The following is a 23,988-nucleotide window of genomic DNA, read 5'->3' as shown; positions in this document are numbered from 1 at the left end:
ATAGTTTTTATTACGTAATTTTTTGATGAGGCCTCTTTTAAGTCGAACGTCCGAAAGTCGGTAAAGTCCGAAAGTTACATAGCATTTACACAGGCCTGTTATTTTAGACAATTATGCTTCTTGTGCTCGTTTGCAACGAGTGCTTAAATTGGCTTCGCAATTGTATTGCGCGGGCCTGATGCGTTATAAACGCAAACCCAGGTTACGCACTCGTTGCAAACGAGCGCGAGAGCAAAGAGAAACGCCACTCCTGAAAACACCAAAAGCAACCCGATGAGTTGCTTTTGGTGAATATGCTGATCTCCAACAGGAGATAAAACTGCTTACTGAGCTGCAGTAACCAATGCACTGAAATCAGTGTAAAGGATTTCCTGCTTATCTAAAGTGATCACATTTTTGATATAGCCAAATACCTTTAATGCTTTTACCTCTTCAAATATTTTGTTAGCGTTGTCTTTGTTTTGCAGGTATTGAACAGTGTATTGACCTAACTGATCTTCAGGGATCGGGGTTGGGCTGTACATCCTGAACTGCTGATCTAAACGGATCTTAGCTAATTCAAACACATCTTCGTATTTAATTTCGATAGTGTTATCAGTAATGATCTTGTTTTCGATCAAAGTCCATTTCAGGTTTTGAGCAAAATCGTTGTAACCGCCTTCTAACTCCTCGTCGCTCAGTTTTTCGTTGGTTGCTTTTAACCAGCGTTTCAGGAACTCATCAGGAAGTGCAAAATCAACTTTAGCAATAGCCAGTTTGTACATGTCGTCCTGTAATTTGCGGTCGGCATCCTGAACCATCATGCTTTCAAGCTCCTCAGTGATTTTAGTCCTGAATTCCTCTTCGGTAGTTACTGTACCTTCACCAAATAATTTGTCAAAGAACTCCTGATTAAGATCGCTTTCTTCTAAACGGTTAACGTTTTTAACAGTTAATTGAAAATCACCTCTTAAATCAGCTGCATCGTCTTCTTCAATTTTCAATAAACCTGCAATTTTAGCTGCATCGTTATCAAAAGCTTTACGAATATCGAATGTTAACACATCGTCTTTTTTCAAACCGATCAATGAAGCTTTGATAGCCTCATCTTTTATCTGATCTAATCGTACAGACGCGGTGTTGGTAATTCCACCCTCAAAAACACTACCATCGGCCGAAAGTTGAACCAATTCGCTGTAAAGAACGTCATCATCTGCCGATACGTCAGGATTTGTCATTTTGCCATAGCTTCTGCGGATATTTTTGATCCTTGAAGCCAGCGTTTCGTCATCAACTTTAATTACGTATTGCGTTAATTTATCAGCTGATGAAAATTCGATGCTGAACTCAGGAGCTAAGCCCAATTCATAGCTAAACTCAAAATTATCGGCAAAATCCCAGTTATATTCTTTGTTGTCATCGGCAGCTGGCAATGGCTGACCTAACACAGCCAGTTTTTGCTCGTCGATGTAGTTATTTAAAGTATCTTGTAACAGGTTGTTGATTTCATCAACAAGAATGCTTTTACCGTACATTTTTTTGATGTGCGATGCAGGCACCATGCCCGGGCGAAAACCAGGAAGTTTTGCTTTCTTAGCATTTTCCTTTATAGCTTTTTCAACACGTGGCTGATAGTCTTCAGGGTTGATATTAATTTTAACAACTGCGCTCAGGTCATTAATTTTTTCCTGTGTAATATTCATCTTTTACCGGGTATTTAATTTAATCCTTTGAAATATAGCCTAAAACCTAATCCGTGCTATACAAAATTCGAGGCGCAAAAGTATAAATTTATTTTTAATTAGCGGTTGATTTTATATTGTTTTCAAGGAAAATGAAACAGCTTTTAAACGGGTCGACGGGCAGGGTAGCCTGATAATAACGTATAAATTTGTCTGAACCCGAATTATACGAATTTTAGGAATTGATTGAGAACAAGTAGACTTGCATATCATTTCTGGTAAATTCTTCAATTGAATAAATTCGGATTCAGACAATATTGGCGTTCCCGTTAGCTAACGGGCCCGTCCGCCAACTGGCGGATGCAAGTCCTCGCCTTTCCTACCCGCCATCCCCACGCTCGCTGCGGGCTTTCCGCTTCAATCCCTAACGCGGCCAACGCGCTGCCCATAAAAGCGGGCATTAAACCCAACTAACCTCTAATCTCCAACCCCTGATCTCTATTTCCTATTCCTTTCAAATTTTACTACGTGGTTACTGATGGGCTTTATTGTTTTTAAATAAGCGTAAATTGCTTCCAGGTCAGACACTTTCATACGGCCATATTTCCACCAGGGCATAATGGTTTGGAAATCGCCCGGTTTTACCGGTGTTGGCTGCATTTTTCCATTAGCGTATTGAGTAAAGCTGTTTACAAATTGCTCCTTTGTCCAGCTACCAATGCCTGTTTCCTTATCGGGCGTGATGTTAGCCGAAAATACTTTGCTTCCGCCGGGTACAATATACCCCTGTCCACCTGCAAAAGCCATGGCCTCATTCAATTTACCTTTATCTGATTCGGTGTGACACTCTTTACAGGCCGCTGCATTTAATAAATAAGCGCCGTATTTTATCGTATCTGCCGGATTAGGAGCATTACCCAATACTGCTTTTTGAGGCATGGTATGAACTATAATGTTCAGCGGAAAATCAAGCTGATGACCAGGATAGTTTTTGCCACTGGGTTTTAAAGTACGCAGATAGGCGATAATGGAGTAAAGGTCTTCCCTATCCATTTTTGCGTAGTAAGGCCATGGCATTATTGGGAATATGGCCGAGCCATCTTTTTTAACACCAGTTGTCATCGCCCTGAAGATTTCACCATCAGTCCAGGTACTTAAATTTAAAGGGGTAATATTGGGCGAATAAACGGTACCGGGAAAACCTGCCGAAGCATCAAACTTTTCGCCTCCGGCGCCTAATACCGTCGAATCGGAAGGACCAGCAAATTTATCCCAGCTCCGTGCCGAGTGGCAATCCAAACATACGGTAACATTATTGGCCAGGTATTTACCCCGGGCTATACGCTGCGGTGTAGCATCTACTTTAATAGCTTCAGGTTTGCCAACATTGGGGAGCGCCAGCGTGATGTACGATATACCGGCAATGGCAATCAGAACAAGCGCTATAACTGCATAGGCTGTCCATTTTAAAAACTTTTTCATTCAAATTTTTAATTAGTGATAAGTTGTAAAATCAAAAAGGCCGCGAATTAGTTATATCCCCGGCCTCTTCGTTAATTTTTATAAGGTCGATCAGTCAACTTTTTTGATAGATGAAGCACCCGATTTGTCGTTATTAACGGTAGATGGAGAACCTTTATATTGAATTTCGGATGCGCCGCTGGTGTGTACGTTCAAAGTTTTAAGTACGTTGATCTTGCAATGGGCTATGCCTGATGTTTCAATTTCATAATCGCCTACAACAAAATCAAAGGCATCTATTTTACCGGCACCGCTCAGGTCAATTTTGTGCGATGCAGCCTGACCTGTAAGATGGACTTCTGTGGCGCCACTGCCATCGGTTGATACATTGGCGGCATTAAGGTCAAGATTAATTTTAGTGGCGCCGGATAAATCAAGAGAAAAATCTTTTGCATTAATTTTACCGTCCGAATTAACTTCAACTGCTCCGGCTGCTTTTATTTCATCGAGGTTTTTTACGCCGATATTGATCACCATCTCCCCCGGATCGCAGAAATTCTTTTTTGATTTGATGTGCAATACCCCGCCTTCAACCGAAGTTGAAATATATTTGATCAGGTTATCATCGGCTTTGATATCAATTGTTAGTGAGCTATCCTGCTTCAGGTGAACTTTAAATGCGCCTGAGATCTCAACTTTTTTAAAATCTTCGGCTTTACGCTTCTCTGTTGTTTGATTGCCTGAGCCATGCACACATCTGTAATTACAAGATGACAATATGCCTGTAGTTATTAATAATGCGCCTGCTATAGTGATGGTAGAAAGGTATTTTTTCATAGTTTGGTTGTTATGACGCCGAACGGCGGTTTAGTGTTACATCAAAATTAAAAAAAGCTACCACATTTTAGGTGATAGCTTTTGAATATATGATAGACTTTTGCAAAAGTGAGTTATTAAAGGCCTGCAAACTCGTTCTCAACTGTGTACTTAGCAGGTGCGTTGGTTACTTTATCGGTAAAGCTTACTGCGGCAAAAGCGTTGTTGTTTACAAATGATTCGCGGGTGTGGTTCAGGGTGTAAACATCGGCAGTACCTGTAAATTCCGCTTTAGCTTTGTCGTTAACGTTTACTGTTGCAGCATAAGCTTCGACGTTTAATTTAGCAGATGCGTTGTCATAAAGGTTAACGTTAAGCTCAAGGGCTGCAAGCTTTCCGAATGATTTAACCTCTGCATTGTCATACGCATTGATGGCTTTAAGATCATTTGCAGTTACCCAAACTACCAGTTTTTCGTTTTTGTATGAGGTGATACGTAAGGTGCCGTTGTTGTTTTGTACCAATGCACTTTCTGAATAATACTTGTTATAAACTTTAACATTGTCATTCTCTCCCGCTGATACATATACCTCAACATTACCGCGAACTTCGATCTTGTTGATCTTGCTTACGTTGTTTAAAACTACGGCTGCGCCGTTATCTATTTTGGTTGCTGCATTAGCTGCAGTTGATACTCCAAGTGCTAAAACTAAAGAGGTTGCCATTGTTAATATTGTAGTTTTCATGATGATTAATATTTTGATTGTCAATTATTTGTGTTGTTATTTCATTTAATACACAGATAAGACGCCCCCATTTTTAAAACGTTACAGGGGTTTCGGGCAAATTAGATGTACAGCAGGTTTTAGTCGGCGAACAGCGGAATATCATCGGTAAACAGCGGAAGGATTTTTGATTCTAAATGTGCAGATTTCAGATGTGCAGACGGAAGCTGGGATTACGGATGTGGAGATTTCAAATGTGCAGATGTGATTTGTCGATAAAAAACAAAAAGCGTTATTGTTCAATAACGCTTTCGATGATAGAGATTAATCTCCAGATAGGATTATATAACCACGAAAAGAATCACCCTTTGCTTACGTCTTTTAAATATTGATTCAATTTTTCGATATTCTGCTTTAATCCTTCATCTGCTTTAAATGTTTTCACTACCTGTACAAACTGCTCATGCGATTCAAAAAGCATATGCCAGCTCAGAAAGGTTTGCTCGCCTTTTGCTTCAAATTCAATAGTTGCAACAAACTTAGGGCTGCTCACATGTTCATACACTATTTTCTTGAGTGGAACAACCTCTTTAAACACACTCTTATTTTTATAATCAGTGCCGTCGGGGCCGTGCATTGTTAAATCCCACTCCCCTCCGGGTTCAAGTTCCATTTTGCTGATGGTATTGGTGAAACCGTTAGGCCCCCACCATTGGGCAATATGTTCAGGCTGGGTCCATACTTCCCATACCAAGTCCACAGGGGCATCTAAAGTTCGTGTTAAGCGTAGTTCGCGATCGGCAGTGTTACTTTGATTGTTTTCCATTTCTCTCATTTTTAAGTTGTGCTACATATTTCTCAAGACTATCCAATTTACTTTCCCAATGCTGACGATATTGGTCAACCCAGGCAGATATTTCGCCGAGTTGATCAAGCCTGGCTTCGCAGATCCGGTCACGCCCCTGTTGTTTAACATTAATCAAACCACAGTCGGCCAGAATCTGGATATGCAGTGAAATGGCCTGGCGTGTAACATCAAAATTTGCGGCTATAGTATTTACATTATATGGCTGAGAGGCAATCATATTAATGATGGCTCTTCGGGTCGGGTCGGCTATGGCCTGGTAAACGTCTCGTCTGGCTTTCATAATTGCGCAAGCATTTGCTTGCAAATATAAATGCAAGTATTTACTTGCGCAAGTATTTCTCAGAAAAAAATTTAACCAACAAAAAACGCCGCCACCCTATTAAGGGCAACGACGCTCCAGAAAACAATTGAGGTCAGTTCAATTTACCACGGAAGTTCTTCACCAAGGTGGATGAACCTGCCGTTAGGCCCATCTTCGCCTATCAGGGCAAGCTCCACACTGGTTTTGGCACCGTCAGGCACAGTCATTGGTGCGTGTTCAACACTGCCCAGTTCTGTTTGCACCCAGCCCGGATGTGCAGAGTTTACTTTGATATTGGTGCCTTTTAATTCATCGGCCAATAATACTGTGAATACGTTCAAGGCTGTTTTTGAAGCAGCGTACGACAAACGTTTAAAATCAGCTATCGGACTTCCTTCGGTGGCGTGCAATGTCAGTGAACCTAAAATGCTCGACAGGTTAACAATACGACCGGCTTCGCTCTTTTTAAGTAATGGCAACAACTCGTTAGTTAAGTATACAATGCTGAACAGGTTGGTGTTAAAGATGTATTCAAACTCATCCGCAGTTGTAGCAGCTGTCTTTTTAACAAAAAGATCATCTTCTTTCGGACCGACGCCTGCGTTGTTTACCAGGATATCCAGTTTACCGAATTTATCCTGGATATAAGCAGCAACCGCTGTTCTTTCATCTGCATTAGTAACATCCAGCTGAACGCCGTATGCTTCAATACCTTGAGCTGTTAGTTGCGCGGCAGTTTCTTCAGCAGCGTTTAGTTTGCGGGCAGCTACTATTACAGCCACGCCTTTTTCGCCTAATTGTTTAGCGGTTTCAAATCCTATTCCGCGGTTTGCGCCTGTTATTAAGGCTATTTTTTTAGTTGACATGATATTTTCTATTTATTAAGTTGAGTGAATTTTGATTAATTAGTTTGCAGCAACATGGTCATGATCGGTACTGGTTGATACTTCAATCCATTGATCAATTTCCTTGCTTGTTTTTTCGGCATTGGCTTTATACATGCCTACAGCATCTTTACCAATAGGCAGATGTAACGGAGGGTTTTCATTATGGACGATATCAACTACCACCTGGGCCAGTTTCTTTGGATCGCCAGGCTGGTTACCATGTAACTGGTCTGCACCCACCCTCATTGGGCCAACAGTAGTTTCATAATCGGCAATGATGTTTTTTGAAGCGCTGTATGATTCAGCACTCAGAAATTCGGTACTAAATAAGCCCGGCTCCACTACAGTTACTCTAATATTAAGTGGTGCAAGTTCAACTGCAAGCCCTTTTGAAATACCCTCCACCGCAAACTTGGTAGAGCCATATAAAGCCCAGCCAGGAATGGCATCAAAACCAAATAATGAAGAAACATTGATGATATGACCTGACCTTTGAGCACGCAGATGGGGCAATGCCGCACGTAACACATTCAGCAAGCCAAATACATTGGTATCATACTGCGCTTTTACTTCGGCATCGGTTGCTTCTTCAATGGCGGTTACAATGCCATAACCGGCGTTGTTAATCACTATGTCTATTTTACCAAAGCGTAACAAACCTTCGGCTATAGCAGCTTTAACCTGTGCTTCGTTGGTTACATCCATAGTTACCACCAGCAGGTTAGGATTGTTATTTAATGAAGCAGCAAGCTGATCTGCTTTGCTGCGTACAGTGGCAATTACTTTATCACCTGCGGCCAATGCTGCTTTAGCTATCTCTAAACCGAAGCCTTTTGAAGCGCCGGTTACCAATATTACTTTTTGAGTTTTCATGATGTTGTTTGTTTTATAGTGTTTATTTTTTTAGACTTTTTAGTCTTTTTTTATTGTTAAAAAAATCCGTTTCCGGTTATTACGCTTTCTTTTATTACGACCAATTAAAAAAGACTAAAAAGTCTATTTTTAATTTAAAAAAATTATTTCAGTTCATATTCTTTTAATTCGCTTTTAAGCATGCGTACAAGGCTGTTCATATATTTGCTGCTCCCTGTAACTCTCGACACCAGCATACCTCCTTCAAGCAGTGTAAACATCTTTAGTGCATAATCTGCAGCATTTATTTCAGGCGATATTTCACCATCTGCAACGCCCTTATTGATAATCTTAACAAAGTCCTCCTGCCCTGTCTCGATCATTGTTTTAAGTCTTTGCTTAAGGGCCGGATTATTATCATCGGCCTCGACACCAAAATTAAGTATGGGGCAGCCACCATCTATATATGAGTCGATGGGGTCTTTATAAATATCAATAAAAGCGAGGATCTTTTTTATGGCTGTTTTTTCTTTAGCCATAACGGTGGTCACTTTATCGTTTAATTTATCAAGCAGGTAGTTAACCATTACGCTTGCTATCTCCTCCTTGCTTTCAAAATGGCCATAAAGCCCGCCCTTAGCCATTTTTGTTGCCGCTAAAATATCATCAATGGTAGTACCGGCTATACCTTTTTCATTGAAGATCGGCGCTGCCGTCTCTATAATGAATTGCCTGGTTCTTTCTGCTTTGCCCATTGTTGTTTTTGTTTGACGAATCAAAAATAGACTAAAAAGTCGAAAATGAAAATTATACTTTACTTGATGACATTAGAATGAAAGAAGGATTGAAAATCATGATGTTAATATAAAACCATGTCATTGCGAGGAGCCAGCTGGGGTAGTGCCTTGGGGGCGACGCGGCAATCTCGTAGCTCATGCAAATCGGATATGCATTGGTTACGAGATTGCCGCGCTGCGCTCGCAATGACATGGTTTTATGCCCCTCTTTAATTCATCTCGCGCTCGTTTGCAACGAGTGCGCAACCTGGGTTTGCGTTTACAACGTAACTGACAACAAAAAAAGCCGCCCCTTTCGGGGCGGCTACACTATATATAATTGACTCAAAAAAATGGCTGTTATAAAGTTGCAAATTCATCAACCCTTGGTTTGGTTTCTTTATTGAGGGTTTCTGTAGCGTGAGTGTAGGCCAAACCGTTGCTGTTTACGTTTGAAGTTGCATTTCTTGTTAGGCTATACTCATTGGTGTTGCCTTTAAGTTCGGCTTTGGCGTTTCCGCTTAGGGTAATTACGGCACTGTAAGTATCCAGGTTAAGTTCGGCAGATGCATTGTTGTTTAGTTTAACATCAAGATCGATGCCTGAAAGACTACCAAAGGATTTGATTTCAGCACTATCATAGGCATTGATAGCATTTAATTGGTTTACTGTTACCCACACTACCAATTTTTCGGCTTTGTATGATGATATACGTAATACACCTTTTTGTGATTGAACCAGTGCGTTTTCAGAATAGTAACGGTTGTAAACTTTTACCTGGTCGGCAGAGCCGCTTGATATGTAAAGTTCAACGTTGCCGTAAACTTCAATTTTGTTGATTTTGCTGATATCAGTTAAAACGACACCGGCATCATTTTTAGCAGTGTTTGCAGATGCAATGTTTGCGAAGCCAAGTACCATAAACAGTACGGTAGCGATGGCGGTTAATGTAGTTTTCATGGTATTAATATTTTGATTGTCAAGTGATTATTATTTTATTTCAATGAATACATACATATGACGATCTCAAATAAAAAACGTTACAGCGGTTTTGCCGCAATTAGCTGGAGTGCAGGTTTTTATCGGTAAGCCGGTGGTTTTTCCCGGTGAAATGGGGGAGAAAATTTAGAAGGGATGACGATAAAATAAACCTTTGTCATCCTGAACGATAGTGAAGGATCTTCTTCAATAACTAAAGCAGCTATAAAGGGCGAAGAAGATGCCTCGTTTCTCAGCATGACAAATGTCTCTTTAATTGTATGGGGGAACCAGTTGAAGCAACCTATCAACTCAGATAATAAGCCTCGCCATCGGTTTTGATCTTTCCTGCATCAAGGAGCAGGCGTACGGCTTCCATCTTTTCCTTTTCAGTACCAATGTTGATCCCGGTTATCAGTCCGCCGATATCGGGGTTTGAGCTACTGAGCAGTTGTACTATTTCTGTGGTGATGTTATCAAAAATCTCATCCTGATTTACCCGGCGCTTTTCTTCAATACAAACATCACAAATGCCGCATTTACGACCATCAGGCTCGTCGAAGTATGCCAACAACATCTGGCTCCGGCAGCGTTTATGAATGGCGTAGGCGAAAACAGCTTCCATTTTTTGGCGGTACACTTCTTTGCGTTGTTCAATATACTTCCTGTCGATAATGAGATGACTACCCTGCACCCGTGGTTTTAGATAAGTAACCTGTGGCTTATCGGTCTGTTGCATATAGCTGATCAGGCCGTATTGCTGCAATTGCAACATGCCCTCAATAACCTGCTGAACGCTTAAGCCAGTACGCCTTGCAATATCAAATTCCTTTAAACGCACATAACTTTCAAATGCACCACCGTATGAGCGAAGCAAGGTTTTAATAAAAGGATCCCATCCGGCATTCTGGATCTGGAAGTTGTATAGCTGTTCGTTAACAACCTCAAATTGAAATCGGGATGGCAAAAACACACTCTCATTAAAAGCCAGGTACTCGTCGCGCTCCAGAAACTTAAGAGCATTAAGGGTTTTGATGGCGTCCAGCTTATAGCGGGCGCAAAATTCACCGAGGTCAAGATCAAAGCTAAGCCCCTCTCCTGCCTCATAAGCCAGCTGATAATAATTGGCCAGGTTATGATACACCTGCTTAATCTCATCAATAGATGGAAAATTAAGCTCATACATCTTTTCTTGTTTAAGCTTATCGGCAGGGTTATACAACAGCACGCCAAAGGCTTTATTACCATCGCGCCCCCCCCTGCCGGCTTCCTGGTAGTAAGCCTCCAGGCTCTCAGGGATATCCTTGTGGATCACAAACCTTACATCCGGCTTATCTATCCCCATACCAAAAGCATTGGTAGCCACAATAACCTGCACCCGGTTATTTTTCCAGGCTTCCTGCTTCTCCGCACGCTGATCAACCGAAAGGCCCGCATTGTAATAATCGGCCCTGATGCCATTATCGCTCAAAAACTTCGCTATCTCAAAAGTTTCCTTCCGGCTGCGTACATATACTATGCCGCTACCCTTAACGCCGCGGATAATACTCAGCATCTTTCGAAACTTATCTTCCTCATGCTGTACCACGTAGCTAATATTGCGCCGTTCGAAACTTTGCTGATAAACTACCGGATTTTTAAATTTGAGTTTCTCCTGAATGTCGGCCTTTACATCGGCAGTAGCTGTGGCGGTAAGGGCAAGTACGGGCACATTCGGGTGCAGTTCCCTCAAATCAGCAATATGCAAATACGGTGGCCTGAAATCATAGCCCCATTGCGAAATACAATGCGCCTCATCAATGGCGAAGAGATTCACTTTCATGTACTTCACCCGTTCGCGCACCAGCTCGCTCAGCAAACGCTCGGGCGACAGGTACAGAAACTTCACCGAACCGTATATGCAATTATCAAGTGCCAGGTCTATCTCGCGGCGGCCCATGCCCGATACTATCGAAATGGCATTGATACCTTTAGCCTTCAGGTTTTCAACCTGGTCTTTCATCAAGGCTATCAATGGCGATACTACTATGCATACGCCTTCTTTGGCCAATGCCGGCACCTGAAAACAAACTGATTTACCGCCGCCGGTAGGTAAAAGCGCCAATGTATCGTTCCCCAATAAAACAGATTGGATGATCTCGGCCTGCATAGGCCTGAAGGTATCATGGTTCCAATACTGTTTTAATATTTCTTCGATAGTCATGGGCGTAATTTAGTCCGAAAGTCGGAGGTCCGCAAGTCCGCAAGTTTATTAAAAGTTTTCCGACTTCGGACTTACAGACTTCAGACTTTCAGACTTTTTCAAACCCCCATCAACCATTTATAAAACCCGGGCCAATCACCGTTCCATTGTTTTTCGTTGTGCGATGCGCCTTTGATCACTGTTACCGGCGCATTAACGGTATTTATTCCTTTAGCCTTTACAATATCGGCCATTTTTTGCATGTCGGCTACCATACTTTCGCTTTCAGCATCACCGCAAACAAAATAAAAACGGCTCTTTTTACCAATTGTAGCCTGCTGCGCCTGGTCATAAATTTGCGGTGCAATCCAGAAAGCAGGCGAAAAAACACCTGCATTTCCAAACACTTCAGGGTATTTTAGCGTGGCATACATAGAGATCAGTCCGCCCATGGAGCTGCCTGCAATGGTTGTATGCGCGGCATCACTTTGGGTGCGGTAATGTGCGTCAATATATGGCTTAAGGTCGTTAATCAAAAATTGCACATAATCATCCCCCCTGCCTTCGCCATATTTTGAGTTATATGGATCGTATTCGGGTATGCGGTACTCGCCGCCATGATCAATACCTACTATGATGCTCGCCTGCTTGACAGGCACTTTATCCATGAGTTCATCAATGCCCCATTCGCCATAGCTGGAGGTATATTCATCAAAAAGGTTTTGTCCGTCATGCATGTAAATTACCGGGTATTTCTTTTTGTCCGACTCATATCCGGCCGGCAGATAGATCCAAACCCGGCGCTGCCTGCCTAATTGTGGCATCTCAAAGTTTTCGCTGATGACATGTACCCGGGCAGTAGCTGTGTGTTTCTTTTCAGGCTGTGCAAAACTGTCCTGCCAACCTGCAATATCAAGCTGAACAGCCGTATCACCTTTTATCACGACAGTTCTGTTTTCAATAGCCTTGCCTGCGGCATCGCATTCTACTGTGTTCCAGTCGCCGCGGGTTACTTTAAAATGGATAATTCCGGCAGGTAAGTCCTTGTTTAGGGTGTAGGTTCCTTTGTTATTTTTAACCAGTTCGGAGGCCTTATCGACGGGGTTCCAGCCGTTAAAATCCCCTGCCAGAAACAGGTGTTCAACAGGGCTTTTCGGGGCGGCTATTTTGCCGGTAAAAAAGGATATTTTCACTTGGCTAAAAAGCAAAAAATTTTGGCCAAAAAGTAAAAACGCGCAGAAAATTATTTTTTTCATCATCACAAAACGGTTAAAATCGGTAACGTTACCGGGAACGTTCCCGGAAATTGTTTGCATAAAAGTAAAATCAACTATTGTGTAAACTTGACACTTACTTATTTCACAAATATGGGTTTAAATCCAAATTTCGCATAAAAACAATAATTTTTCTCTGCGATTTCGATAAATTTTAATATTTCGTTTAAATTAAAAAAGCATTAATTAAACGCTTCAAAATTATCTTTTATATAAAATTTGCAATTGATATTTGTAAATGTAAATTAGTCGCATGCTGTTTCGGCCACAATAATAAACCAATTATAGCCGGCAAAATAAGCCTTTTTTTATTCATAAAAATCAATAAGTAAATGAGAAAAAATTACTCAAAAAAGTATGTTCTTCTTTGTGCTTTCCTGATGATGTCATTCATGGCATTTTCACAAACCGGGAGTATTAAAGGAAAGGTATCTGACGAAACTAACCTGCCCCTCCCCGGTGCTACGGTTACGATCGATGGTACTACTATTGGTTCAACTACCGACCCTAATGGTAACTACGCCATTAACAATGTAAAAGCCGGTACTTATACGCTAAGCGTAAAGTTTATCGGTTATATCACCATTAAAAAAGCAGTAACCGTTAACGGCGCAACAATTGAAAACTTCAGCCTTCTGCCCGAAAGCAAAAGCCTGAGCGAGGTTGTGGTTATTGGTTACGGTACACAACGTAAAAAGGATCTTTCAGGAGCTATTACCAATGTAACCGCTAAAGATTTTCAAAAAGGTGTTATTACTACCCCCGAGCAGTTAATTGCCGGTAAGGTGGCAGGTGTATCCGTAATTTCAAACAGCGGTGCACCGGGTGCAGGTAGCACTATCCGTATCCGCGGTGGTGCTTCATTAAGCGCCAGCAATGATCCGCTTATTGTTATCGACGGTGTGCCTATCAGCAACAGTAGTATCTCCGGTGCAGCCAACCCGCTAAGTTTGATAAACCCTAATGATATCGAATCGTTTTCGGTGTTAAAAGACGCTTCTGCAGCAGCCATTTATGGTAACAGGGCTTCAAACGGTGTTATTTTGATCACCACCAAAAAAGGTAAAAGCGGTAAACCGGTTATTGATTTCAGCTCACAGGTTTCGGCAAGCAAAATCCCTAAAGAGGCATCTGTGCTAACCGGCGACCAGATTCGCGATTATGTTAAAGCCAACGGTACTGCTGCCCAGATAGCGCAATTAGGTACCGCAAGCACCGACTGGCAAAAACAGATCTACCAAACAGGTATTACTACCGATAACAATATCAGCGTATCTGGTGCCGCAAAACACCTGCCCTACCGTGTATCCGCCGGTTACCTTGACCAGGACGGTGTTTTAAAAACCAGTTCAATGCAGCGTATAACAGGCGCAATTAATTTAAGCCCAAGCTTTTTTACAGATCACCTGAAAGTTAACTTAAATGCTAAAGGTGCCCAGGTAAAACAAAGGTTTGCCAATGAAGGTGCTATAGGTTCGGCAGTTAGCTTTGATCCTACAAAACCGGTTTACTCGGGCAACAGCCGCTTCGGTGGTTACTGGGAATGGCTTAATGACCCTACAAAACCAGGCGGCGGCTTAAAAGACCTCGCTACCTTAAACCCACTTGGTTTACTGGAGCAGCAGGATAACCGCAGTACGGTTTATCGCAGTATAGGCAACTTACAGTTAGATTATAAATTCCACTTTTTGCCAGAGTTACATGCCAATGTTAACTTAGGTTATGATGTATCAAAAGGTACAGGCCATGTTATCATCCCTGACAGTGCGGCTTCAAACTACAAAGGCTTCCTTGATGCAAAAGGTGTTACACACCGTGGTTTAAACAACCAATACAAACAAAAGCAATCAAATACCATATTTGAAGGCTATTTGAGCTATGCTAAAGATCTGAAAAGCATAGCCAGCCACATTGATGCGGTAGCAGGTTACTCCTACCAGGATTTTTCAATCACCAACTACAACTTCGGTAACTTTGCACATGACGGTACCGAACAGCCAGGAACCCAGCCGGTTTATCCTTTTGATAAACCAGAAAACAGGTTAATATCAGTTTACGGCCGTTTAAATTATGTATTTGAAGATAAATATATCTTAACCGGTACTGTACGCCGCGATGGTTCATCTAAATTTAACCCTAACCAAAGGTTCGGTACTTTCCCATCAGTTGCATTTGCATGGAAACTGAAAGAAGAATCGATGTTTAAAGGCTTAACAGCTTTATCTGACCTGAAACTGCGCGCAGGCTACGGTGTTACCGGCCAGCAGGATGGTATTGGTAATTATGATGTGGTTTCATTTTACAACTTAAGTACAAATACCGCCCAGTACCAGCTTGGCAATACTTTCTACAACCTGTACCGTCCGGGTGGTTACTACGCGCTCCGTACCTGGGAACAAACAGCTTCAACCAACTTAGCTGTTGATTTCGGTTTCCTTGATAACCGTATTACCGGTACCGTGGATTACTACCATCGTAAAACCTCAAAATTATTGAACAGGATCCCTCAGCCTGCAGGCACCAACTTCTCAAACTATATTGTGGCCAACATTGGTGATTTAACCAGCAATGGTATCGAGTTAAACCTGAGTGCAGACGTAATCAGGACCAGCGATATTACCTGGAATGTTAACCTTAATGCTACTTACAATACCAACAAGATCACCAAATTGACATTAGCTCCGGATCCAAGCTATCCGGGTGCTCCAACCGGCGGTATTTCGGGTGGTACCGGTAACACCATCCAGATCAATTCTGTTGGTTACCCGCGCAACTCCTTCTATGTTTATCAGCAGGTTTACGGCAGCGATGGCAAACCACTTGATGGCGTTTATGTTGATAGAAATAAAGATGGCATAGTTAACGAAAATGACCTGTACCGTTACAAAAGCTCCGACCCTAAAGGCTATTTCGGTTTAAGCTCAAACCTTAACTACAAAAAATGGTCGGCTGGTTTTGTTGCACGGGCAAGCGTTGGCAACTACGTTTATAATAACGTTTTCTCAGGCTCAGGCACCCAGCTTAGCATATTTAATGGTATAGGCATCCTAAACAACGCCTCAACCAACTTACTTGAAAGCGGTATGACAGGCTCTTTTGATAAAAGCAGGTTATCAGACTATTACGTACAAAACGCGTCATTTATCCGCATGGATAATGTTAACGTAGGCTATAACTTTGGTAAAGTGTTTCATAACACCGGCAACCTTAGATTAAGCGCTAACGTGCAAAACGTTTTTGTTATCACCAAGTATAAAGGCCTTGACCCAGAGGTTAACAGCGGTATCGATAATAACTTTTATCCTCGTCCGCGTACCTATGTATTAGGTCTTAATTTATCGCTATAACACTTTATTTACAGTAAAGAGAAATTAACATGAAAAGAAATTCAATAAAATATATAACTGTAGCAGCTTTAATTGCGGGCGGCCTTACGTCGTGCACTAAAAAGCTTGATCTGCTGCCAACCAATGATGTTACTTCGGCACAGGTTTACAGTACCCCCGAAGGATATAAGCAAGCTTTTGCTAAAGTTTACGCCGCGTACGCATTAACCGGCAACTCGGGGCCGGCTGGTAATGGCGACGTACAAGGTATTGACGAAGGTACGTCAGACTTTTTCCGTCTGTACTGGTGCGCTGAAGAATTACCAACTGATGAAGCTGTTGTTGGCTGGGGCGACGTTGGCTTACCCGATTTTCACAGCATGACCTGGTCGTCGAGCAATACTTTCCTTACCGGTTTATATTACAGGTGTATGTACCAGATCACATTGGCCAATGATTTCATCCGCCAGTCATCTGATGCTAACCTGAGCAGTAGAGGTATTAAAGGTGCTGATGCTGACAAAGTTCACCAGTATGTTGCCGAAGTCCGCTTTTTAAGGGCTTACCAATATTCTATTTTGATGGACTTGTTCGCTGCTCCTCCTTTTGTTACAGAGAACGATCCGTTGGGTGGCCCATTGCCGAAGCAAATAAGCCGTAAGGATTTATTTGCTTATGTAGAAAGCGAACTTAAAGCTATTGATGGGGGCCTTGCTGATGCCCGGGGCAATGAATATGGCCGCGCGGATAAAGCTGCCGCCTGGGCTTTGCTGGCGAGGATTTATCTTAATGCTGAGGTTTATACCGGTACTGCACATTACCAGGATGCTGTAACCTATTCAAAAAAGGTAATTGATGCAGGCTATACCCTGGTTTCTGATTATACCAAGTTAATGCGTGCTGATAATAACCTCAATAAAAATGAGTTTATTTTAACCATTAACTATGATGGCCTGCACACACAAAGCTATGGTGGCGCAACATTTATGACCCACGCTCCTGTTGGCGGCTCGATGCCTGCCGCTGATTATGGTATTGCTGGTGGATGGGCCGGTTTACGTACCACAAAAGCTTTTGTAAACCTGTTTCCGGGAGGCGCTTCAAGTGCTGATAAACGTGCGCAGTTTTATACCGATGGCCAAAACATCGATATCAACACCATTAGCACCTTTACCGATGGTTACGCTATCAGCAAATTTAAAGATGTTAAGATAGACGGCGGTGCTCCGCAAAGTTTAGATTATGCAGATATGGATTTACCTATCTTCCGCTTAGCCGAGCAGTACCTTATTTATGCTGAAGCTACAACACGTGGCGGTGGCGGCGATGCGGCACTTGCTTTAAGCTATGTTAACAAATTAAGGGCCCGCGCTTACCAAAGCACTACTACAGGCCAGTTAACCGCCCTGACAACCGATCTATTACTTGACGAAAGAGGCCGCGAGTTGTATTGGGAAGGTTTCCGCCGTACGGACCTTATCCGTTATAAAAAGTTTGTTGAGGATACCTACTTATGGCCGTTTAAAGGCGGTTCAAAAGATGGTAAGGGTGTTGAAAGCTTCCGCACGGTATATCCATTACCATCGGCAGACGTTACCGCTAACCCTAACCTTAAACAAAACACAGGATATTAATAATATACCGGGAGATACCCTTAAAGTGTCTCCCGTAAACCATAAAACCTAAAAAAGGATATGAAAAAAATATTTACCACGCTCCTGGCATTTGGCGGCCTTGCACTGCTGATGCTGGCGTCATGTAAAAAGGATGAAGTAAAGGTTGTAGCAAACGTGGGCAAAGTAGGCACTTTATCATCATCAACAACAAGCCCCGAACTATCAAAACCCAATGCCGCTAATGATGCTATTACGTTTAACTGGGTTGCAACCCCGGTATCGGGCTATAATGCCCCTATTACATACACTATACAATTAGATGTAAAAGGCAATAATTTTAAAAACGCAAGGGAAGTAAGTACCGATAAGCTTACACAAACAATTAAGGTAGGTGCGCTTAACGATATGTTAACCGCGTTGAAATTATCTTATGATAACCCATCGCAGGTTGATGTGCGCATTAAATCGTCGGCTGCTCCAAACCTGGCTGCTACCTATTCAAATGTTATTACCTTAACCGTATTGCCATATCAGGGTACGGGCTATATTTATGTTCCCGGCGCTTACCAGGGATGGGCCCCTGCAACCGCCGACAGCCTTACTTCGCCAAACAATGATGGTGTGTATGATGGTTATATCGGTTTCCCTGCAGGCAAGCTTGAGTTTAAACTTACACCTAAAAAGAACTGGGATGTTTCATACGGCGATGCCGGCAGCGGTAAAATAAGTACTACCGGCGGAAATCTTTCGGTACCGGCCGCAGGATATTATGCGTTACATGCAGTTATTGACCAAAACGATAAAACCAAAGGCACATTTACTGCTACGCCTGTGTTTTGGAGTGTTATTGGTGATGCTACCCCGGGTGGCTGGAGCACTGATACCGACATGCTTTATGATGCTACCACCAAAACATGGAGCGTTACAGTTGCCTTAATTGGCGGCAAGGACATGAAGTTCAGATTTAATCACAGCTGGGATTTAAACCTGGGTGGTACGCCAGGCGCGCTTACTCCGGGTGGAGCTAATTATACCATAACAACCGGCGGAACATACAAAGTGGTATTAAATGCCAACGCCAACACCTTTACTATTAATAAGCTATAAGCACAAAAACTGCAGTTGATTGATTTATTTATATGGCCCCGCATGGTGAAAACCTGCGGGGCTTCTTTTTGACCGTTGATCTTTGATGACTGCGCTGATTTCGTTGATTGGATTTTACCTGATTGACCGATTAAACAATCAACGAAATCATAAAAATCATTTCTCAATATGAACGGCCAATCAGCGGTCAAAAAAAGCGATGAGGTCATCCCCCATCGCTTTCCTTTTTAATATGATATTTTCTATGAACTATGATCCATTAACCATGAACCAAATTAAACTTACCGGTTCGCAATATCAACGTATTCTTTAGATGTAGCTCCAACGTAAATCTGGCGTGGACGGCCGATAGGCTCTTTGTTTTCCTTCATTTCTTTCCACTGGGCAATCCATCCCGGTAAACGACCAAGGGCGAACAGTACAGTGAACATATCTGTTGGGAAGCCTAACGCGCGGTAAATGATACCAGAGTAAAAATCAACGTTAGGGTAAAGTTTACGCTCAACAAAGTATGGGTCTTTCAGAGCAACCTCTTCCAGTTTTTTGGCTATTTCTAACACCTCATCATTGATACCCAGTTTCTCTAAAATATCGTCACACGCTTTTTTAATGATCTTAGCACGCGGATCAAAGTTTTTATAAACGCGGTGACCAAAACCCATCAGGCGGAAAGGATCATTTTTGTCTTTAGCTTTAGCAATCCATTTATCGGTATCGCCACCGTCCTCCTTAATCTTCTCCAGCATTTCAATCACGGCCTGGTTAGCACCACCATGCAGCGGACCCCACAATGCCGAAATACCGGCAGATACCGACGCATAAATATTTGAATCAGATGAACCTACGATACGTACAGTAGAAGCTGAACAGTTTTGCTCGTGATCGGCATGTAAGATCAATAGCTTGTTCATAGCATCAATCACAACCGGGTCGATAGTTACTTCTTCAGTACGCTGACCAAAGGTCATGTAAAGGAAATTGGTAACGTAATCGTATTTATTCTGCGGATAAATAACCGGGTGACCCAATGATTTTTTATAGATCCATGAAACCACAGTAGCCATTTTGGCAAGCATCTTTATAATGCTCTGGTTAAGCTCCTCGGTAGTTTGCGACGGTTTTAATGATTCGGGATAAAAAGCTGATAATGCAGATACCAGTGATGACAGTTGCCCCATCGGGTGCGATTTTGACGGGAAGCCATCAAAAAACTTTTTCATATCCTCATGCACGAGGGTATGACGGCTTAATTCATACTGAAAAGCTTTCAGTTGGTCGGCTGTTGGCAGTTCGCCATAAATCAGCAAATAAGCAACTTCAATAAACGATGATTTTTCGGCCAATTGCTCAATTGGGTAACCACGATATTTGAGTATTCCCTGCTCTCCATCTAAAAAAGTAATGGCGCTTTTGGTAGCGCCTGTATTTTTATACCCGATATCAAGTGTTACATACCCGGTTTGATCGCGAAGCTTAGAAATATCGATTGCCTTTTCACCTTCAGTGCCCTCAATTACCGGGAGTTCGAATGTTTTATCACCAAGTTTTAGTTGTGCTGTTTCCGCCATAGAAAATTTGTATCTGCAACAAATGTAAATAAATCTGCGTATTAATAACCGCTAATATAATTTACTGTTTGTAAAAATTTCGGGCAAATTTATTATTTTAACACCTGTATTTTTGTTTATAAAGGTTAATAATTGATTAAAAAATTACTCCCAAACATGTCGTTAAAAGGTAACTCATTGGTAATGATCCAAAACGAAGCTACCGTTTACCGGCTCTTACTTATAGGTTTATTTATTGCAAGCCCATCTTTACATTATCTTTGTTCCAATAATTCTTATGATCCTTTTTGGCTAAGGGCTATAAACTGTGTTTTTTGTGTCCTTTCTTTATTTTTTTCTTTCATAAACAACAAGGCATTTTATAAAGCAGGGATTTTTGCAACCATATTATCATTCCTTGTAATAAACAACTGCATTTTACTTGGCAAAAACGGGTTCGAACACGTTTACCTGTTTAGCGCAATAACAATTTTTATTGCCTTAACCCTTTTTTGCAAAAAACGTATAGAGTTTATCATTATCAGCCAGGCTAATCTGGCGGCTATTTTAGCTGCGTATTTCACCGCGCCCAGGCTTGCAATTTCGCCTGTTATGCTCATCGTACTTTTGTTGGTTTTTACATTAATAGCTTATATCTCGTTTTTAGTGGTAATGGCTTATCAATACCAGCTCAGGAACGCCGTTGATAATGTAATGAAGCTAAATCAAAGCCTTATGGTTAACGATGCCAAGCTACGTGAAAGCCGCAGACATCTTAATGCGCTTATTAACTCGCTTAACGATATTATTTTTGAGTTTGACGAAACCAAAACCTGCATTAACGTTTGGTTTAATGAATTGACCGAACGTGCGGTTAACCCGCGGATAGCGATAGGAAAAACACTTGACCAGGTTGTCGGCCCGCAAAAAGCCGAAAAATATGACAAGGCTTTAAACTATGTAATTGAGAACCGCAAACCTGTATCAATTGAGTTTTCATCTGATTACGATAGCGGGCATTCGTTTACAGCCAACTTTACCCCAATATTTGATAAAATAACAGGTTACACCGGTAGGATCTCAGCATCTGTAGTAGACATAACAGAGCAAAAAAAATACGAACGGGCCCTTAAAGAAAACGAAGGGTTATTATTGGAGGCTCAAAACATCGCAAAAATAGGAAACTGGTGGTATGATCATGAAAGCAAGGAAACGTTTTGGTCAGATAATCTGAATGACCTGCTTGAGATTGGAAACGTCCCCGATAACTTGAGCCGTTTTCAATACTACATAAGCCTTGTACATCCTGACGACAGGGACAATGTTTATGAATACCTTGCATCCATTCGTACAACAGCTCAAAATAAAATTGAACATAAGTTTATTACGCCGGTTGGTACGCTAAAATACATCAGGATCCAGCGCGGGGAAAAGAAATTATCTGCAGACGGGGGTGCCCGTACATTTGGTATTATACAGGATATCACTGAAGCCCGCCTGGCCGATAAAGCGGTTAAACTAAGTCAGCTTGAACTGATGGAAGCTCAGGCCATTGCCAAAATAGGCAACTGGAAATATGATGTAGCTACGGGCAACCTCAGCTGGTCGGACGAGTTAAATAACATTTATGAACTTGGGAAAGATACTTCATTATACCGGAAAACGTTTGTAAACCTGCTGCTCAAATATGTTCATCCCAACGATAAATTTATCATCAGGAAACTGTTGCAAAGCGATGCAAACACCATGGACCCATCGCACGAATATCGTATCATAACCCCCCGGGGTAATTTAAAACACCTGAGCATCATAGCCGGTAAACGTTTGTATAATGAAGATGGAAGCGTACGCAAAATTATAGGGACCTTACAGGATATCACAGAACGTAAACAGGCCGAGCTCGATTTCAGGGAGGCTGAAAGCAAATACCGGCAGGTGTTGGAAACCGTTAACATGGTAGCCATTACAGTTAACAGCAATGGCATTGTCACTTTTTGCAACAAATACCTGGCAAATCTGGTGGGATATAGCCAGGCCGAGATCATAGGGATGAATTGGATGGACAATTTTATTCCCGATGATTTGAAGGATTTTTTAAAGAGCTGGTTTGTAAACGACAGTTTTTTACCCCACTACACTAACCCCATTATTTGCCGTAACGGTGAGCAGCGGATCATAAGCTGGCAAAACACCGTGTTTTATGATGAAAACGGCATGTTTAAAGAAACCACAGCACTTGGCGAAGATATAACAGACAAGGAAAAAGCGCGCATGGACCTGATATGGGCTAAGGAAATGGCCGAAAAATCATCAAAGTTCAAATCGGAATTTCTATCTATCATGAGCCACGAAATCCGCACGCCGATGAATGCGGTAATTGGTACCACCAACCTCCTGCTTGGCGAAAATCCGAGGCCGGAGCAGATGGAATACCTTAATACGCTCAAGTTTTCGGGCGAAAACCTGCTGGCTATTATCAATGATATTTTAGATTATAACAAAATTGAGGCCGGTAAACTGGAACTGAACAATTCAAGGTTCAACATCCATCAGTTAATTCGCAGAATAAAACAATCTTTTGACGCCAGGGCTGCAGAAAAGCAATTAGTGCTTGAATTGATAATTGACGATACCATTCCAGGCGATTTAACCGGAGATGCCATGCGCCTGAGCCAGGTGCTTAATAACCTGATTAGCAATGCCATCAAATTTACACATGCCGGCAAGGTTACCATCCGGCTGGATAAGGATGTGATAACTAATGATACTGTTAATATTAAGTTTGCAGTTACAGACACCGGGATCGGCATTGCACCCGAAAGTTTCAACATTGTTTTTGATCCGTTTATGCAGGATCAGCAGGTTATAGATAATGACTATGGCGGTACCGGTTTGGGCCTGGCAATTACCAAACGGCTGGTTGAGCTGCACAAAGGCACAATTGCTGTATCAAGCGAACTTGGCAAAGGCACTACGTTTAGCTTCGCCATCAATTTTACCATCTCCCCCGAAGCTATTATTACAAAACCCGTTGCTATCCCTGTTAATGCTGAAGATAACAATTTGCAGGGCATGAACATTTTAGTTGTTGACGACAATAAAATGAACCTGATGATAGCCGGTAAATTTTTAAAACGCTGGAATGCACAGGTTCAGGAAGCATTGAACGGTCAAATAGCTGTCGACCTGGTTAGCCACAACGCTTATGATCTTATCATTATGGACCTGCAAATGCCCGTTATGGACGGTTTTGAAGCAACAGCCGTTATTAAACAAGCATGGCCTAACCTGCCTATCATAGCTCTCACGGCCGACGCCATGCCCGAAACTTACCAAAAAGCACTGGCAGCCGGTATGGTTGATTATCTCACCAAACCTTTTGTTCCCGAAGTACTATACAGCAAACTGGTAAAATACATCAGGCAATCAGCGTGAGTTTGATTTCGGATCTCGGATATTCGATTTCGGATTTGCCTGTTCAATCAACTTTGTCAAAATATCATGAAACCCTACAATCATGAAAATCATGGTTCAAACTAAAAAAGCGACAAGTACCCCCCATCGCCTTAAAAATATGATCAACGAAATCAGCGTAATCAAAAAAGATCAGC

Annotated in this window: 18 protein-coding genes; 4 read left to right on the top strand and 14 right to left on the bottom strand. The window is 42.0% G+C overall.

The genetic code is table 11. From position 1 onward, the window contains the following. Positions 1–323: 323 nt before the first annotated feature. From tig to ACEN9X_RS22705, 13 genes are all read right to left on the bottom strand, one after another. Positions 324–1,682, bottom strand: coding sequence for a trigger factor (gene tig, locus ACEN9X_RS22765; RefSeq protein ID WP_413667310.1), 1,359 nt, complete (start codon positions 1,680–1,682; stop codon positions 324–326). A gap of 477 nt (positions 1,683–2,159) precedes the next feature. Beyond that, the gene (locus ACEN9X_RS22760; protein ID WP_413667309.1) at positions 2,160–3,143 is read right to left on the bottom strand and encodes a c-type cytochrome; all 984 of its coding nucleotides are present in this window, start codon (positions 3,141–3,143) and stop codon (positions 2,160–2,162) included. A gap of 90 nt (positions 3,144–3,233) precedes the next feature. Then, a complete protein-coding gene (locus ACEN9X_RS22755) occupies positions 3,234–3,959 on the bottom strand; it encodes a head GIN domain-containing protein (protein ID WP_413667308.1) in 726 nt (241 codons plus the stop codon). 116 nt (positions 3,960–4,075) lie between these two features. Beyond that, positions 4,076–4,684: a GIN domain-containing protein gene (locus ACEN9X_RS22750; RefSeq protein WP_413667307.1), complete on the bottom strand. Its 609-nt coding sequence runs from the start codon at positions 4,682–4,684 to the stop codon at positions 4,076–4,078. A gap of 340 nt (positions 4,685–5,024) precedes the next feature. Then, a complete protein-coding gene (locus ACEN9X_RS22745; RefSeq protein ID WP_091211414.1) occupies positions 5,025–5,489 on the bottom strand; it encodes an SRPBCC family protein in 465 nt (154 codons plus the stop codon). After that, on the bottom strand, positions 5,470–5,811 hold the full coding sequence (locus tag ACEN9X_RS22740) for an ArsR/SmtB family transcription factor (RefSeq protein ID WP_413667306.1): 342 nt from the start codon (positions 5,809–5,811) through the stop codon (positions 5,470–5,472). Before ACEN9X_RS22740 ends, ACEN9X_RS22745 begins: the two co-directional genes overlap by 20 nt. A 143-nt stretch (positions 5,812–5,954) precedes the next feature. Further along, complete coding sequence (locus tag ACEN9X_RS22735; RefSeq protein WP_413667305.1) at positions 5,955–6,698, bottom strand: SDR family oxidoreductase; 744 nt, start codon at positions 6,696–6,698, stop codon at positions 5,955–5,957. Positions 6,699–6,737: 39 nt separating this feature from the next. Further along, the gene (locus ACEN9X_RS22730) at positions 6,738–7,592 is read right to left on the bottom strand and encodes an oxidoreductase (RefSeq protein WP_413667304.1); all 855 of its coding nucleotides are present in this window, start codon (positions 7,590–7,592) and stop codon (positions 6,738–6,740) included. 143 nt (positions 7,593–7,735) lie between these two features. Further along, positions 7,736–8,326, bottom strand: coding sequence for a TetR/AcrR family transcriptional regulator (locus tag ACEN9X_RS22725; RefSeq protein WP_413667303.1), 591 nt, complete (start codon positions 8,324–8,326; stop codon positions 7,736–7,738). A gap of 381 nt (positions 8,327–8,707) precedes the next feature. Further along, on the bottom strand, positions 8,708–9,307 hold the full coding sequence (locus tag ACEN9X_RS22720) for a GIN domain-containing protein (protein WP_413667302.1): 600 nt from the start codon (positions 9,305–9,307) through the stop codon (positions 8,708–8,710). Positions 9,308–9,426: 119 nt separating this feature from the next. Beyond that, positions 9,427–9,585, bottom strand: coding sequence for a hypothetical protein (locus ACEN9X_RS22715; protein ID WP_413667301.1), 159 nt, complete (start codon positions 9,583–9,585; stop codon positions 9,427–9,429). A gap of 47 nt (positions 9,586–9,632) precedes the next feature. Beyond that, positions 9,633–11,528, bottom strand: coding sequence for an ATP-dependent DNA helicase RecQ (locus ACEN9X_RS22710; RefSeq protein WP_413667300.1), 1,896 nt, complete (start codon positions 11,526–11,528; stop codon positions 9,633–9,635). Between the two features lie 98 nt (positions 11,529–11,626). After that, entirely contained in the window at positions 11,627–12,700 is a 1,074-nt protein-coding gene (locus tag ACEN9X_RS22705; protein WP_413667299.1) for an alpha/beta hydrolase, read from the bottom strand. Between the two features lie 413 nt (positions 12,701–13,113). Here ACEN9X_RS22705 and ACEN9X_RS22700 point away from each other — a divergent pair, with 413 nt between their 5' ends. The 3 genes from ACEN9X_RS22700 to ACEN9X_RS22690 are packed head-to-tail and all read left to right on the top strand — an operon-like array spanning position 13,114 to position 18,830. Then, complete coding sequence (locus tag ACEN9X_RS22700; protein WP_413667298.1) at positions 13,114–16,128, top strand: SusC/RagA family TonB-linked outer membrane protein; 3,015 nt, start codon at positions 13,114–13,116, stop codon at positions 16,126–16,128. A 29-nt stretch (positions 16,129–16,157) separates the two neighbouring features. Continuing rightward, complete coding sequence (locus tag ACEN9X_RS22695) at positions 16,158–17,741, top strand: RagB/SusD family nutrient uptake outer membrane protein (RefSeq protein ID WP_413667297.1); 1,584 nt, start codon at positions 16,158–16,160, stop codon at positions 17,739–17,741. 60 nt (positions 17,742–17,801) lie between these two features. Beyond that, complete coding sequence (locus ACEN9X_RS22690) at positions 17,802–18,830, top strand: SusE domain-containing protein (protein WP_413667296.1); 1,029 nt, start codon at positions 17,802–17,804, stop codon at positions 18,828–18,830. Positions 18,831–19,111: 281 nt separating this feature from the next. Here ACEN9X_RS22690 and ACEN9X_RS22685 read toward each other — a convergent pair whose 3' ends face one another. Further along, on the bottom strand, positions 19,112–20,398 hold the full coding sequence (locus ACEN9X_RS22685) for a citrate synthase (RefSeq protein ID WP_413667295.1): 1,287 nt from the start codon (positions 20,396–20,398) through the stop codon (positions 19,112–19,114). Positions 20,399–20,989: 591 nt separating this feature from the next. Between ACEN9X_RS22685 and ACEN9X_RS22680 the strand changes: the two genes are divergently transcribed. Beyond that, the gene (locus ACEN9X_RS22680) at positions 20,990–23,812 is read left to right on the top strand and encodes a PAS domain S-box protein (protein WP_413667294.1); all 2,823 of its coding nucleotides are present in this window, start codon (positions 20,990–20,992) and stop codon (positions 23,810–23,812) included. The last annotated feature ends 176 nt before the right edge of the window (positions 23,813–23,988 follow it).

Source organism: Mucilaginibacter sp. Mucisp86, assembly GCF_047324315.1.
Classification (GTDB): Bacteria; Bacteroidota; Bacteroidia; order Sphingobacteriales; family Sphingobacteriaceae; genus Mucilaginibacter.
This window is presented reverse-complemented; position numbering and strand designations above follow the sequence as displayed.